This window comes from Streptomyces sp. NPDC029152, assembly GCF_055564355.1.
In genome coordinates this window covers 117988-130390 of the sequence record NZ_JBVHWR010000005.1, presented here as the reverse complement: position 1 = coordinate 130390, position 12403 = coordinate 117988, and the positions used below count along the sequence as shown (strand labels likewise).

The window sequence follows — 12403 nt, the reverse complement described above, 5'->3', positions numbered from 1 at the left end:
CGGCCCCTCCCCGCTCACGGCGCCGACCGCCCGTCGCCCAGGCTGCGGGCCGCGTGGCTGACCCGGATCAGCAGCGCCACGATCGCCCAGTTGGTGACCACCGACGAGCCGCCCTGGGCCAGGAACGGCATCGCCATGCCGGTCAGCGGGATCAGCCCGGTCACGCCGCCCGCGATGACGAACACCTGGAGCGCCACGATCGAGGAGAGGCCGACCGCGAGCAGCCGGCCGAACGGGTCGCGGGCGGCGAGACCCGCCCGGAAGCCGCGCTCCACCAGCAGCGCGTACAGCAGGAAGATCGCGGTCAGGCCGAGGAAGCCCAGTTCCTCCCCGGCCGTCGCCAGGATGAAGTCCGACTTGACGGCGAAACCGATCAGCACGGAGTGCCCGAGACCGAGGCCCGTGCCGGTCACCCCGCCCGCGGCGAAGGCGAACAGCGACTGGGCGAGCTGGTTGGCGCCCCTTCCGGCCTCGATCGACGCGAACGGGTGCAGCCAGTCCTCCACCCGGCTGTGCACGTGCGGCTCCAGCCAGCCCACGGCGACCGCGCCGAGCGAGGCCAGCAGCAGGCCGACGGCGATCCAGCCGGTGCGGCCGGTGGCGACGTAGAGCAGGACGACGAACAGGCCGAAGAACAGCAGCGAGGTGCCGAGGTCGCGCTCCAGGACCAGGACGCCGACGCTGACCAGCCACACGGCGACGATCGGGCCGAGCACCCGGCCGGTGGGCAGTTGCAGCCGCCACACGTGGCGGCCCGCGTACGCCAGGGCGCTGCGGTTGGCGGCCAGGTACGCGGCGAAGAACACGGCGAGGAGCACCTTGGCGAACTCGCCGGGCTGGATGGAGAAGTCCCCGGCCCGGATCCAGATGCGGGCGCCGTTCACGGCCGGGAACAGGATCGGCGCGGTGAGCAGGACGAGGGCCGCAGCGACGCAGACGTAGGCGTAGCGCTGGAGGGCGCGGTGGTCGCGCAGGAGCAGGACGACGACGGTGAACAGCGCGACGCCCAGCGTGGACCACACCAGCTGGGCCGGGGCCGCCCGGTCGCCCGGCGTCTCCAGGTCGAGCCGGTAGATCAGCACCAGGCCGAGGCCGTTGAGCAGCACGCCGATGGGCAGCAGCAGCGGATCGGCGCAGGGGGCGCGCAGCCGTACCGCCAGGTGCGCGAGGACCGCGAGCACCCCGAGCCCGGCGCCGTAGCCCGCGGCGCCGGGCGGCAGGGCGCCCTGCTGGGCGAGGCCGACGTTGCAGTAGCCGAACACCGACAGCAGGACGGCCATGACGATGAGGGCGAGTTCGATGCCACGGCGCCGGGGGAGGCGGGCGGCGGGAGCGGGGGTGTCCGCCTGTGCCACGGTGATTCCGGTCTCGGTTCCGGCCTTGGTCATGTCCGGTATTTACCCACATGGTGCGGTGCGCGGGCCGGTGGCGTCAGCACCAGCGCGGCGCGGGACCGATGTTCTCGATGCAGCGGGCCGCGCCCCGGGCCCAGGTGCCGTCCGCGAGGAGGTGCCGGCGCGGGTCGCCCTGCACCGTGTCGCCGGAGGGCTTGCAGTGGATGTGGACGGTCTCGCCCCGGCGGTCGTACCGGAGGACCTCGAAGCCGCGGGTCGGCGAGGTGCGCAGGGCGAGCCGCTCGGCCGTGACGCGGCCCAGGCGGTCGCCCTGCTGCCGGCCGTCCTGCCCGTTCCCGTCGCCGTTCCCGGCGGGGCTGCCGGTGGCGCTGCCGGAGGCGGGGGCCCCGCCGTCCCGGCCGTCGTCCGCGACGGCGGGCGTGACGGCGACGGCGACGGCCGTCACGGCGATGCGCCGGGTCAGGGGGGAGCGGGGGATCAGCAGCGGCATGGGTACCTCCCGGGAGGCGAGGGCGCCGACGCGGTCGAAGGTGCCGACGTGGTCGAAGGTGACTAACCGCCACATTAGGAGCGGCGGGTGGGGGCCGCCCGTCGCACTGCGCCATCGGGGAAGGAACGGGAAAGGCGTGCCGGTCAGGGCCGCTGAGGCAGCGTCAGGGTCGCCAGCGCCCCGCCGTCGGGCGGATTGGCGAACTCCAGCCGCGCGCCGAGCACCTCCGTCTGCCCGAGCGCGATCGTCAGCCCGAGTCCGTGTCCCTTCGTGCCGCTCTCGGTGCGGAACCGCTGCGGTCCGTGCGCGAGGAGGTACTCCGGATAGCCGTCCCCGTGGTCCCGCACGGAGATCACCGGGCCGTCCACGGTGACCACCACCGGCGCCCGTCCGTGCCGGTCGGCGTTGGCGACGAGATTGCCGAGCACCCGCTCCAGCCGCCGCCGGTCCGTCTCCACCCGCGCGTCCCGTACGACGTCCACGCGCGCGTCGGTGCCGGAGCCCCGCACGACCCGCCGGACCAGCGCGCCCAGCTCCTCCGGATCCGCCTCCAGGCGCTCCCGCCCGGTGTCCAGCCGGGAGATCTCCAGCAGGTCCTCGGTGAGCGTGCGCAGGGCGGCCACCCGGTCGCGCACCAGCTCGGTCGGGCGGCCCGGCGGCAGCAGCTCGGCCGCCGCGTGCAGCCCGGTCAGCGGGGTGCGCAGCTCGTGCGCCACGTCCGCGGTGAACCGCTGCTCGGCGAGCAGCTTGCCCTGCAGCGACGCCGCCATCGAGTCCAGCGCGGCGGCGACCGAGGCCACCTCGTCCTGCGGACGCGTCGGATCCTTCGTCCGGGGGTCGCTGACCCGCGCGTCGAGGTCGCCGGCGCTGATCCGCCGCGCCACGCGCGCCGTCGTGTGCAGCCGGCGCGTCACCCGGGTCACCGCGAACGCCCCCACCACCAGCGTCGCCCCGATCGCCAGCCCCGACGACCACACGATCGCCCGGTCCAGGCCGTCGATGGTGCGCTCGCCCTGGGAGTGGTCGATCCGCACCGCGAGGACCCGGCCGCCGTCGGCCGGGCCCGCCGCCCACATCGTGGGGCGCCCGTCGTGATCGTCGACCATCGTGCCGCGCCGGCCGGAGACGGCCAGCTCCCGCAGCGAGGACGGCAGCCCCGGCGGATCGACGCCCGCGCCCCGGCGCAGCGGGTCCCCCGCCTCGTACGCCGTCGTCGCCTCCCGCAGCCGGGTCAGGGCGGCCTCGCGGGCCTGTCCCACGGTCTGGTCGGTCACCGAGACGTGCACCAGGACGCCGAGCAGCGCGGCGAGCGCGCAGCACATCACGGTGATGAAGACGCCGGCCTTCAGGGCGAGCGGGCCGGCCCACCGCGGGAGGGCGGCCCTCACCGGGTGCCCGCCGACGGGGAGGGGGAGGGGCGTTCCGCGCCCGCTCCGTCACCGGCGCGCAGCATCTCGTCGCGGGTGAGGAGCATCGCGTCCTGGTCGGGGTCCCAGGTCCACTGGAGCCGGTACTCGTAGCCCGCCACCTCCGACGGGGACCGGACGATCACCGACCGCCCGGCCAGCTCGACCGCGCTCACGGCGTCCTCGTAGGACATGACCCGCACGAGCCGGCCCTTCTCCACGCTGTAGACGCGCACGGCGGTCATCTTCTCGGGCAGCAGCCGGAAGCCCAGCGTCATCTCGGGGCGCCCGTCGCCGGTCAGGTCCCGGTAGTACGGCCGGAGCACGGGGCAGCGGGCGCTCCCGCCGGCCGCACCGCAGTCGGCCATGCGGCGGGCCGTCTCGCGGTACGGGGCCTTGCCGCCCGCGTAGTCGTCCGGGTGCGCGGCGATCTCCGCCCGCACGGCGGCCACCGGGTCCGCCCGGCGGATGTCGCCGCCCGGCACGGCGACGCCCTCGACGACCTCGTGGTCCACCTCGCCGATGTCGTAGGCCGGGGACGACGCCGGTGTCAGGTCCGGCCACAGCCGGAGGGGGCTGACCGCGGTCGGCGCGGCGCCCGCGCTCCGCAGTCCGCCCGTGTCACCACAGCCCGCGACCGTCGCCGAGGCCGCCAGCAGCAGTACGCAGGCGGCGGGGACACGGGCCGGGCGCCCACGGCGGCTGGGGAGCACGGCACTCCTGCGGTTCGGTGATCGTCGGTGGCCCCGCACCCTCGTTCGTACGGGAGTCCATTTTGCCTGCCCGGCCGCGTGCCGGGCTACTCGGCCAGTTCCTCGAGCAGCCGGGCGGTCACCAGACCGGCCCGCAGGTACTCCGCGAACAGCTCGTTGTGCAGTGCCCACGGCGAGCGGCGGGCCCGGATCAGGCGCATCGCCTCCTCGGCGTCGCGGCCCCGGCGCATCAGGACGTGGGCGACCACGAGCCCGGAGCGGTTGTACCCGTGACGGCAGCGGACGAGGACCCTGCGGCCCGCGTCCAGCGCCTCGTCCGCGGCCTGGGCCAGCCGGATCACCCCCGCGAGCTGCGTCCCGTCCAGCGGTCCGTCGGGAATCGGCCACACCTGGTGCCCGACGCCCGGGTCCGGGCCGTGACCGGTCAGCCTGAGCAGGGTCTGCACGAGGTCGAACTCGTCCCGCACCACGGCGGGCTCCAGCTGCCCGCCCCGCCGCCTGAACTCGTGCCCGCCCATCCACAGTCCGGGCACGATCTCGTCCCACGGCCTGCTCGGCGCCGGTACGTCGGATCCCATGCCACGGGTACGCAACGCGCCTCCCCATCCCGCCCGGGTGCCTGCCCCGCTCCTGTGCAACGGTAGCCCGCTCTTGCCCCCGGAGCACCCTCCTGGTCCCATGGTCCTGGGGTGATGGTGCATGAGCGGACTGCGCGTCGTACCGACCCGGTGGCACGGCCGGGAGCGGCTCCACGTCCGCCTCGCGGACGGCCGGGACATCGCCTGGTACGACCGTGAGGCGGCCCGGGTCAGCCTGCTGGACGACGCGTGCGAGGACGAGGTGCTCGACGCCCTGGCGCCCTTCGTCACCGGCCCCGTCACCGTCGGCCCGCCCCCGGTCCCCACCCCCGCCGAGCTGGCCCGGCTCTCCCTCCACCCGGACGACGACCTCGCCCCCAACCGGCCCGGCGAGGCGCTCCTGGTCGCCCTGGACCGCGCCCCCGGCCCGGCGCACCGGCTGCGCCGCGACCCGCGCCGCCGGGAGCTGGCGGCCGAGCAGCTGACCGGGCAGGTCCTCGACCGGTTCGACCGCGCCGGCTGGCACACCCTGCACTCCGTCCCGCTGCCCGGCGGCGACCGCATCCACCACCTGGTGATCGGGCCCGGCGGCCTCTTCGCCGTCCACGTGCTGCCCGCCCGAAGGCAGCGGGTCCGGCTCGCCGACCCGCTGGTCACGCTGGGCCGCCGCACGCCGTGGCCCCTGCTGGACCGGGTCCGCGCCGACGCCGGCCGCGCGTCCTACGCCCTGACCGCCGAGGTCCGTCCGGTCCTGGTCCTCGTCGACCCGGCCGGCGTCGAGGTCACCGTCCCGCCGCGCGGGGTCCGCGTCCTCACGGCCGAGGAGCTGCCGGGCCTGGCCCGCCCGGGCGGGGTCCTCAAGCCGGCGGACGTGGAGGCCCTGCACGCGGCGGCGCGCGACCGCACCGCGTGGACCCGGGTCTGACCGCCCGGGACCACCGGCTGCCCCGCCCGCCGGCACGCGGCCGCCTCCTCCCGCGTCACCGGCGTGGAGAGGGCCGGCGCCCCCGCCGTCGCCCGCGGACGCGGTCAGGGGGCCGCCGGGGACGGCGTCGGTGCCGGCGAGGCCGTGTTCACGTCCAGGTCGGGGCGCGGCCTGAGCACCAGGACCGGCTCTCCCGGCCGGGGCGGGGGCGGGGTGACCTTCTCCTTCGGGAGCTTCGCCAGGCCGGTCTGCTGGAAGGTGACCCGGTCGTACTCGACCAGTCCGGTCCTCTCCAGGACCGTGATGTGGTCCAGGACGGTGTCGTTGGCCAGGTCGGCCAGCTGCCGCACGAGCGTGTTCTTGGTGGTGGCCCGGATCCTGGCGATGACCGGGAAGATCTGGCCGTGCGTCACGCGCATGATGTTGACCGCCGCGGAGTCGAACTCCTCGCCGCTCTCGGCGTCGACGGCCGCCACGAAGCCCCGCTGCTGCGGGGAGGCCTCGTTGGGCAGGGTGATGCCCAGCTCGGGGGCGATCTCGCGGCACATCGCGTCGAGGCCGGCGTGCCCGACGACCAGGTGCTCGCCGGCCGTCCGCATCTCCTCGGTCGTCCCGCGCCGCATGGCCGTCTCGCCCAGCGGGTACTCCCACAGCCCGGCGGCCCGGACCTTGACGACGAAGTCGCGGTCGGCCTCGGTGAGCGGACCGTACCTCGTGCTCGCGACGACGCGGTCCTGACCGCCGTCGGGCCCGTCCAGACCGAGCAGGGCCGGGAAGGCCAGGGCGGTGAGGGTCAGGGTCATCGCGGCGAACAGGACGACGACTCCGATCCTGCCGCGGGACAGCCGCATGATGCCTCCAGGGCGACGCGTGGGACTCGTACGCCAGGAAGTACGCGAACGGCGGCCGGATCGATCACCGTTCCGGCGTGAGAATCGGACCGGCCCGCCGCCCCGTCCCGCTCAGCCGAGATCGGCCCCGTAGACCCGGTCGACGGTGATCGTGACCAGCACCCGGCGGTCGGACACCATGGCCGCGCGGTACTCGTCCCAGTCCGGGTGCTCCCCGGCGGCCGCCCGGTAGTACTCCACGAGCGCCTCGACCTCCGGGCCGTGCGGGTCGGTGCCGGGTCCGGTCAGGGCCGCCGTCCCCTCGGCGGTGGCCCAGGACCTGCCGTCCGGGGCGGTCACCTCCAGCGCGGCCCACGGGTCCCGGCGCAGGTTGGCGGTCTTGGCCCGGCCCTCGCGGGTCGAGACGCGGACGACGCCGGCCCCGGGGTCGTAGAACGGGGTGACGGGGGACAGCTGGGGGCGGCCGTCCGCCCTGATCGTCGCGAGCACGCCGAGCCGGCTCGCCGCCAGCAGGGCGCGCGGGTCGAAGGAGGGTGTGGTGGTCATGGGGCGATCATCGCCCCTCGACCCGCCGCCTGTCCCGCGGACCGCCCGCCGCCCGGGGCCGGCCGTGGTCAGGGAACCGGGGGCCCGCCCAGGTAGTCGCCGTCGCGGTCGTGGGGCCAGGCGTTGGCGACGCAGCCCTTGAGGCCCTTGATCTGCTGCATCATCGCGGGGGCGGGACGGCCGGGACCGGGACAGGTCTCGTGGCCGTGGCCGATGCGGTGGCCGACCTCGTGGTTGATGATCAGCGCCCGGTAGTCGCCGATCGGGCCGTCGAACTCCGGGGAACCGAGCACCCAGCGCTTGAGGTTGACCACGACGTCCTTGCCGACGCTGCAGTTCACCTCGCCCCGGGTGAGCAGACCGGCGGCGCCGCAGATCTCGTCGACGGTGCCGGGCGTGGCGATCTTCACCACGAAGTCGTAGGGGCCCGAGCCGACGAGCCGGAAGGATTCGGTGCCGTCGCGGGTCCAGCCGCGGGGGTCGGCGAGCACGTCGGATATCTCGGCCGCCGCCGCGTCCGGCCTGATGTCGATGCCCTCCTCGACGAGCACCTTGTACCGCCGGACGCGGCTGCCGCTGCCCACGGCCGTGCCGTCGGCCCGCGCCGTGATGAAGGTGCCGGGGCCGGTCGCGGGGACGGCGATGGCGGAGGGGGACGGGGAGGCCCCGGCGGACGGGGACGCGGAGGCGCCGCCGTCGAGGGCCGCGGACGGCGGGCCGCCGGCGGTCCGGGGGCCGGCCGTCCGCCCGGCGGCCGCCGGCGCGTCGGTCACGTCGGCCGCCCGGTCGTCCGTCACCGCGGACCGGCCGTCGCGCCAGTGGGCGACGGCGGCGCCGGCACCGGCCAGCACGGCGCCGAGGGCGATGCCGGTCAGGGCCACGCGGACCGGACGCCGCCGCGCGCGGGCGCGGGGCCTCGGCCCGTCACCACCCGGCGCGGATCCGCGGTGGGGCCGGCGGGCGGTGGATCGGCCCACGACGTGCGTCCTCTCTCCTGGTCGGCGGGCGGCGGACCGTGGTCCGGCCGCCGCGGGGACCCGGCACGGCGGGGGTGCCGGGCGGTGACACGGACGCAGCGCAACTCCCCCTGCGCTCCTGGGCGCTGGTGTGTCACGAAGATCAAACCGGAAGTGCGTGCGGAACCGCCGCAGGCCCTGACGTGGGGCTTCTCACGGCGGCCACCGGTTCCGGCGGGGCAACCCCCGGACGCCCTCGGAGGTCCGCGCGTACCTCCGGCACACGCGTCGGGGCCGCCCGCGGAAGGCGGGCGGCCCCGACGCTCGACGCTCGGCGGACCGGCGTCAGCCGGCGCTGGTCCGGTCCCAGGTGTAGAAGCAGCGCGCCATCGCGTCCTTGGGGCCGCGCCAGGTCGCCGGGTCGTACGCCGACACGTACGGCTCGAGCCGCTCGCTGACCCGGCGGAACTCCGGATGCCCGGTCAGCCGGCCGATGGTGGGGGCCGGGTCGTCGTCGCTCTCGATGAGGTGCAGGTACACACCGTCGCCGAACTCGAAGAGCCTGCGCCGGTTGACGCCCACCAGGTGGGGCAGCTCGCCGCGGTCGGACTCGGCGAACACCTTCGCGATGTCCGGTGCCGCGCCCGGTGCCATCCGGGCGACGATCAGGGTGTGGTGCATGGGGAGGTGCCCTTCGTCGGTGCCAGTCGGTTCGGCGGTGTCAGTCGGCGAGCACCGCGGTGGTCCGCCGTTCGCCCGCGGCCTGCTCGATCCGGTCCCGGATCAGCGCCATCTGCGTACGGGAGTTGCGGTTGATGTTGTCCGTCATCCCGGCGTCGTCGACGGGAGCCTCCGGCTTCATCGCGAAGTCCTGGACCCAGCGCATCCGGGTCCCCTCCGCGGTCTCGGTGTACTCCCAGACGATGTTCATGTACTGGAAGGGACCGGTCTCCACCCGGTGGGCGCGCACCGTGCGGGTCACCGGGTCGGCGACGCGCTCGGACACCCAGCTCCACACCCGCCCCTCCTCGTCCGGGTGCATGGTGAGCCGGAAGGTGACCCGGTCGCCGTCGCGTTCGAGGACGTCCACGGAGGCGTACTCGCTGAACAGCCGGGGCCAGTTCTCGATGTCGTTGGTCATGTCCCAGACCAGCGACATCGGCGCGGCGATGGTGATCTCGTTGTCGGTGTGCCCTGCCATGTCACACTCCCGTCTTCAGGGCGCCGTTGACCAGCGCGAGGAAATCAGCGGGCGTCTTGCAGCGCTCGGCCTGCTCCGGCAGGCCCAGCCCGTACCGCTTCTCCAGCTCGGCCACGATGCCCAGCAGGCCGAGGGAGTCCAGGCCGAAGGTGTCGAACCCGGCGTCGGCCTGCTGCTGGAGGGTGACCGGGTCGACGTGCACACCGGCGGTGCGCTTCATGAGCGCCGACAGTTCCTCGACGGTCACCTGGTAGTCCACTTGGTCGGTCATGCGAGGTACTCCTTCACTCGGATCGGCGCGCACCGGGGCGGCGCCCGCTCGGGATGGTGATGGCTCGGGTCGGGTGGGGTCCGGCCGGTCCTCAGGCGGTGGGCGCGCCCTGTCGCAGGACCAGCGCCGAGTTGCAGCCCATGAGCCCCCGGCCGAGGACCAGGACCGTGCGCGGCTCGGCGGGGCGGGCCCGGCCGGCCACCAGGTCCAGGTCGTGGCAGACGTCGTAGACGTTCGGGGTGGGCGGGATCAGCCCGTGCTCCATGGCGAGCACCGCGGTCGCCACGTCCAGCACCGGCGCCGCGCAGTACGCCCGCCCGGTCCCGGTCTTGGGCGCGGTGACCGGCACCCGCCGCGCGTGCGGCCCGAGGGCGTCGGCGAGCGCGAGTGCCTCGGCCCGGTCGGCCTCCGGCACCCCGAGGGCGTCCGCGAACACCACGTCCACCTCCTCGGGCCGGCAGCCGGCCTCCGCCAGCGCGCCCTCGATCGCCCGCGCCAGCCCGGCCCGCGACTCCTCCCAGCGGGAGGCGCCGGTGAAGGTCGCCGCGTGACCGGCCACCGTCGCCCGCGCCTCGGCCCCGCGCTCGCGCGCCGTGACCTCCTCCTCCACCAGGAGCACGGCTCCGCCCTCGGCCGGCGCGAACCCGCAGGCCCCCCGCGTGAACGGGCGGTAGGCACGGTCCGCCTCGGCCGCCCGGCTCAGCTCGGGGTAACCCAGCTGGCAGACGATCGAGTACGGGGCCAGCGGCGCCTCCGTCGCGCCGCACACCACCGTGTCGGTGCCGCCCCGCACGGTCAGTGCCGCGTGCGCCAGGGCGTCCAGACCGCCCGCCTCGTCGGCGGCGACGACACCGCAGGGACCCTTGAAGTCGTTGCTGATGGAGATCTGGCCGGTGCTGGCCGCGTAGAACCAGGCGATCGACTGGTACGGGCCGACGTACCGCGAGCCCTGGCCCCACAGGTTCTGCAGCTCCCGCTGACCGAACTCGCCGCCGCCCGAACCCGCCGCGGTGACCACGCCCACCGAGTACGGCGAGGCGACGTCACCGCGGCCGAACCGCGCGTCGGTGAGCGCGAGCTGCGCGGCGGTCATCGCGAAGTGCGTGAACCGGTCGGTCTGGACGAGGTACCGCTCGTCGATCAGTTCCGACGGGTCGAAGCCGCGCACCTCGCCCGCCACCTTCAGCGGCAGGTCCCCGCAGCCCTCCCGGGTGACGGGCCCGAGGCTGCTGGTGCCGTCCGCGACCGCCTTCCAGTGCGCCTCCGCCCCGATGCCGTGCGGGGACACCACACCGAGGCCGGTGACGACCGCCCGCCGGGGCCGTTGTCGTCCGCTCATCGCGGCCCTCCTTCCAAGCCGGGACCAGAACCGGAACCGCTGAGTACGACGGCGGACTGGAAGCCGCCGAAGCCGCTGCCCACCGACAGCACGTGCCGAAGCGGACGCTCCCGGGCCTCGCGCGGCACGTAGTCCAGGTCGCACTCGGGGTCGGGGGTCGTGTAGTTGGCCGTGGGCGGCACCACCTGGTGGTGCATCGCCAGCACGCACGCGGCCAGCTCGATCGAGCCGATCGCGCCGAGCGAGTGGCCCACCATGGACTTGATCGAGCTCATCGGCGTCCTGTACGCGTGCTCGCCCAGCGACCGTTTGACCGCGGCGGTCTCGTGCCGGTCGTTCTGCTGGGTGCCGGAGCCGTGCGCGTTGACGTAGTCGACGGCGGTGGGATCCAGCCGGGCCATGTCCAGCGCGGTGTCGATCGCCCGCGCCATCTCCAGGCCCTCCTTGGTGAGCCCGGTCATGTGGTACGCGTTGCCGAAGGTCGCGTAGCCGGAGATCTCGCAGTACACGTCCGCGCCGCGGGCCCGGGCGTGCTCCAGGTCCTCCAGGACGAGCACCGCCGCGCCCTCGCCCATGACGAAACCGTTGCGGTCGGCGTCGAAGGGCCGGGAGGCGTGCGCCGGGTCGTCGTTGTTCGGCGAGGTCGCCTTGATGGCGTCGAAGCAGGCCATGGTGATCGGCGATATCGGCGAGTCCGCCGCCCCCGCCAGGCACACGTCGACGCGTCCCTCGGCGACGGCGTGGTAGGCGTACCCCACCGCGTCCAGACCGGACGTGCACCCGGTGGACACGGTCTGCACCGGCCCGCGCACGCCGAACTCCTCGGCCACGGCCGACGCGAGCGTCGCCGGGGTGAAGGCCCGCTCCAGGTGCGGCTCGGCCCGCCGGTCGTCCACGTCCCACCGCGAGCCGCGCTCGCTGACCAGGACGTAGTCGTGCTCCAGCCGGGTCGTGCCGCCCACCGCGGTGCCCAGCGTGGCACCGGCCCGCCACGGGTCCAGCCGGCCCGGGTCGAGCTCCGCGTCGCGCACCGCCTCGGCGGCGGCGACGAGCGCGAACTGCACGTACCGGTCGCACCGCTGCACGGTGGCGAGGTCCAGCCCGAGCGCGGACGGTTCGAAGTCGCACTCGGCGGCGATCTGCGAACGCAGCCCGGCCGGATCGAAGAGGGAGATGCGCCGCGTCGCCGTACGGCCCTCGGACAGCAGGTCCCAGAACCGGGGCACGCCGATCCCGCCCGGGGCGACGACGCCTATGCCCGTGACGGCGACCCGTCGCCGCGTCATGACACCGCCTCGGCCGCGGCGGCGGGACGCCCGTGCCCGGCGCACCCCGCGTGGCCGTCGAGCGGCAGGGCGTTGCCCTCCGCGTCCTCGGTGTCGACGTGGCCGAGCTCCGGCCGCGGGGCCAGCGGCCCCAGGTGGAACACGATCCTCGCCTCGGCGTCGCCGACGTTGCGGAAGCGGTGGCGCACGTTCTGCGGGATCAGCACTCCCTGCCCGACGGAGAGCGCGTGCGGCGCCCCGTCCAGGTCCACCTCGAGCGTGCCGTCGGTGACGTACACGAACTCCTCGGAGTAGGGGTGGTAGTGCTCGGCGATGCGGTCGCCGGGCTGCACGATGGCCACGCCCATGAAACCGCTGGTCGACCCGGCGGTGGTGGGTGTGAGAAGGGCGCGGAGGTCTCCGCCGCGGCGCGTGTTGGGAGGGATGTCGCCGAGGGAGACGATGCGTACCTGCTGGTCTGTCATGTCGGTCACTCCGGAAGGACGG

15 protein-coding genes are annotated in these 12403 nt (G+C 75.1%); 1 reads left to right on the top strand and 14 read right to left on the bottom strand.

Going from position 1 to position 12403, the window contains the following annotated elements:
- Positions 1–14: 14 nt before the first annotated feature.
- From ACZ4V6_RS12825 to ACZ4V6_RS12805, 5 genes are all read right to left on the bottom strand, one after another.
- Positions 15–1388 carry an FtsW/RodA/SpoVE family cell cycle protein gene (locus tag ACZ4V6_RS12825; RefSeq protein ID WP_467825921.1) on the bottom strand — a complete coding sequence of 458 codons (1374 nt, stop codon included), beginning with the start codon at positions 1386–1388 and terminating at the stop codon, positions 15–17.
- 43 nt (positions 1389–1431) lie between these two features.
- Positions 1432–1920 carry an SH3 domain-containing protein gene (locus ACZ4V6_RS12820; protein ID WP_467825918.1) on the bottom strand — a complete coding sequence of 163 codons (489 nt, stop codon included), beginning with the start codon at positions 1918–1920 and terminating at the stop codon, positions 1432–1434.
- A gap of 68 nt (positions 1921–1988) precedes the next feature.
- Entirely contained in the window at positions 1989–3233 is a 1245-nt protein-coding gene (locus ACZ4V6_RS12815; protein ID WP_467825916.1) for an ATP-binding protein, read from the bottom strand.
- Entirely contained in the window at positions 3230–3964 is a 735-nt protein-coding gene (locus tag ACZ4V6_RS12810) for a hypothetical protein (protein ID WP_467825913.1), read from the bottom strand. Before ACZ4V6_RS12810 ends, ACZ4V6_RS12815 begins: the two co-directional genes overlap by 4 nt.
- An 86-nt stretch (positions 3965–4050) precedes the next feature.
- Positions 4051–4557 (bottom strand): protein-tyrosine phosphatase family protein, encoded by a 507-nt coding sequence (locus ACZ4V6_RS12805; RefSeq protein ID WP_467825911.1) that lies wholly within the window; start codon positions 4555–4557, stop codon positions 4051–4053.
- A 106-nt stretch (positions 4558–4663) separates the two neighbouring features.
- On the opposite strand from ACZ4V6_RS12805, the gene ACZ4V6_RS12800 reads away from it, so the two are divergent.
- A complete protein-coding gene (locus tag ACZ4V6_RS12800) occupies positions 4664–5467 on the top strand; it encodes a nuclease-related domain-containing protein (protein WP_467825908.1) in 804 nt (267 codons plus the stop codon).
- Positions 5468–5571: 104 nt separating this feature from the next.
- Here the strand turns inward: ACZ4V6_RS12800 and ACZ4V6_RS12795 are convergent, their stop codons facing one another.
- From ACZ4V6_RS12795 to ACZ4V6_RS12755, 9 genes are all read right to left on the bottom strand, one after another.
- Positions 5572–6318, bottom strand: coding sequence for a DUF4142 domain-containing protein (locus ACZ4V6_RS12795; protein ID WP_467825905.1), 747 nt, complete (start codon positions 6316–6318; stop codon positions 5572–5574).
- Between the two features lie 111 nt (positions 6319–6429).
- A complete protein-coding gene (locus ACZ4V6_RS12790) occupies positions 6430–6864 on the bottom strand; it encodes a PPOX class F420-dependent oxidoreductase (protein WP_467825902.1) in 435 nt (144 codons plus the stop codon).
- A gap of 68 nt (positions 6865–6932) precedes the next feature.
- A complete protein-coding gene (locus ACZ4V6_RS12785) occupies positions 6933–7841 on the bottom strand; it encodes a DUF3152 domain-containing protein (protein WP_467825901.1) in 909 nt (302 codons plus the stop codon).
- Between the two features lie 324 nt (positions 7842–8165).
- Positions 8166–8501, bottom strand: coding sequence for a TcmI family type II polyketide cyclase (locus tag ACZ4V6_RS12780; protein WP_467825899.1), 336 nt, complete (start codon positions 8499–8501; stop codon positions 8166–8168).
- Positions 8502–8541: 40 nt separating this feature from the next.
- Positions 8542–9021 (bottom strand): SRPBCC family protein, encoded by a 480-nt coding sequence (locus tag ACZ4V6_RS12775; protein ID WP_467825897.1) that lies wholly within the window; start codon positions 9019–9021, stop codon positions 8542–8544.
- A 1-nt stretch (position 9022) separates the two neighbouring features.
- Positions 9023–9292: an acyl carrier protein gene (locus ACZ4V6_RS12770; RefSeq protein ID WP_161167749.1), complete on the bottom strand. Its 270-nt coding sequence runs from the start codon at positions 9290–9292 to the stop codon at positions 9023–9025.
- 91 nt (positions 9293–9383) lie between these two features.
- Positions 9384–10631, bottom strand: a complete 1248-nt coding sequence (locus ACZ4V6_RS12765) for a ketosynthase chain-length factor (RefSeq protein ID WP_467825895.1) — start codon at positions 10629–10631, stop codon at positions 9384–9386.
- Positions 10628–11917 (bottom strand): beta-ketoacyl-[acyl-carrier-protein] synthase family protein, encoded by a 1290-nt coding sequence (locus ACZ4V6_RS12760; protein ID WP_467825893.1) that lies wholly within the window; start codon positions 11915–11917, stop codon positions 10628–10630. The genes ACZ4V6_RS12765 and ACZ4V6_RS12760 overlap by 4 nt, the downstream gene beginning before the upstream one ends.
- A complete protein-coding gene (locus ACZ4V6_RS12755; protein ID WP_467825890.1) occupies positions 11914–12381 on the bottom strand; it encodes a cupin domain-containing protein in 468 nt (155 codons plus the stop codon). The genes ACZ4V6_RS12760 and ACZ4V6_RS12755 overlap by 4 nt, the downstream gene beginning before the upstream one ends.
- Positions 12382–12403 lie beyond the last annotated feature (22 nt).

What these genes read in the sequence shown, in the direction of transcription:
- ACZ4V6_RS12825 (WP_467825921.1), bottom strand. Translation starts at nt 1,388, where the DNA reads ATGACCAAGGCCGGAACCGAGACCGGAATCACCGTGGCACAGGCGGAC.
- ACZ4V6_RS12820 (WP_467825918.1), bottom strand. Translation starts at nt 1,920, where the DNA reads ATGTGGCGGTTAGTCACCTTCGACCACGTCGGCACCTTCGACCGCGTC.
- ACZ4V6_RS12800 (WP_467825908.1), top strand. Translation starts at nt 4,664, where the DNA reads ATGAGCGGACTGCGCGTCGTACCGACCCGGTGGCACGGCCGGGAGCGG.
- ACZ4V6_RS12795 (WP_467825905.1), bottom strand. Translation starts at nt 6,318, where the DNA reads ATGCGGCTGTCCCGCGGCAGGATCGGAGTCGTCGTCCTGTTCGCCGCG.
- ACZ4V6_RS12790 (WP_467825902.1), bottom strand. Translation starts at nt 6,864, where the DNA reads ATGACCACCACACCCTCCTTCGACCCGCGCGCCCTGCTGGCGGCGAGC.
- ACZ4V6_RS12780 (WP_467825899.1), bottom strand. Translation starts at nt 8,501, where the DNA reads ATGCACCACACCCTGATCGTCGCCCGGATGGCACCGGGCGCGGCACCG.
- ACZ4V6_RS12775 (WP_467825897.1), bottom strand. Translation starts at nt 9,021, where the DNA reads ATGGCAGGGCACACCGACAACGAGATCACCATCGCCGCGCCGATGTCG.
- ACZ4V6_RS12770 (WP_161167749.1), bottom strand. Translation starts at nt 9,292, where the DNA reads ATGACCGACCAAGTGGACTACCAGGTGACCGTCGAGGAACTGTCGGCG.
- ACZ4V6_RS12765 (WP_467825895.1), bottom strand. Translation starts at nt 10,631, where the DNA reads ATGAGCGGACGACAACGGCCCCGGCGGGCGGTCGTCACCGGCCTCGGT.
- ACZ4V6_RS12760 (WP_467825893.1), bottom strand. Translation starts at nt 11,917, where the DNA reads ATGACGCGGCGACGGGTCGCCGTCACGGGCATAGGCGTCGTCGCCCCG.
- ACZ4V6_RS12755 (WP_467825890.1), bottom strand. Translation starts at nt 12,381, where the DNA reads ATGACAGACCAGCAGGTACGCATCGTCTCCCTCGGCGACATCCCTCCC.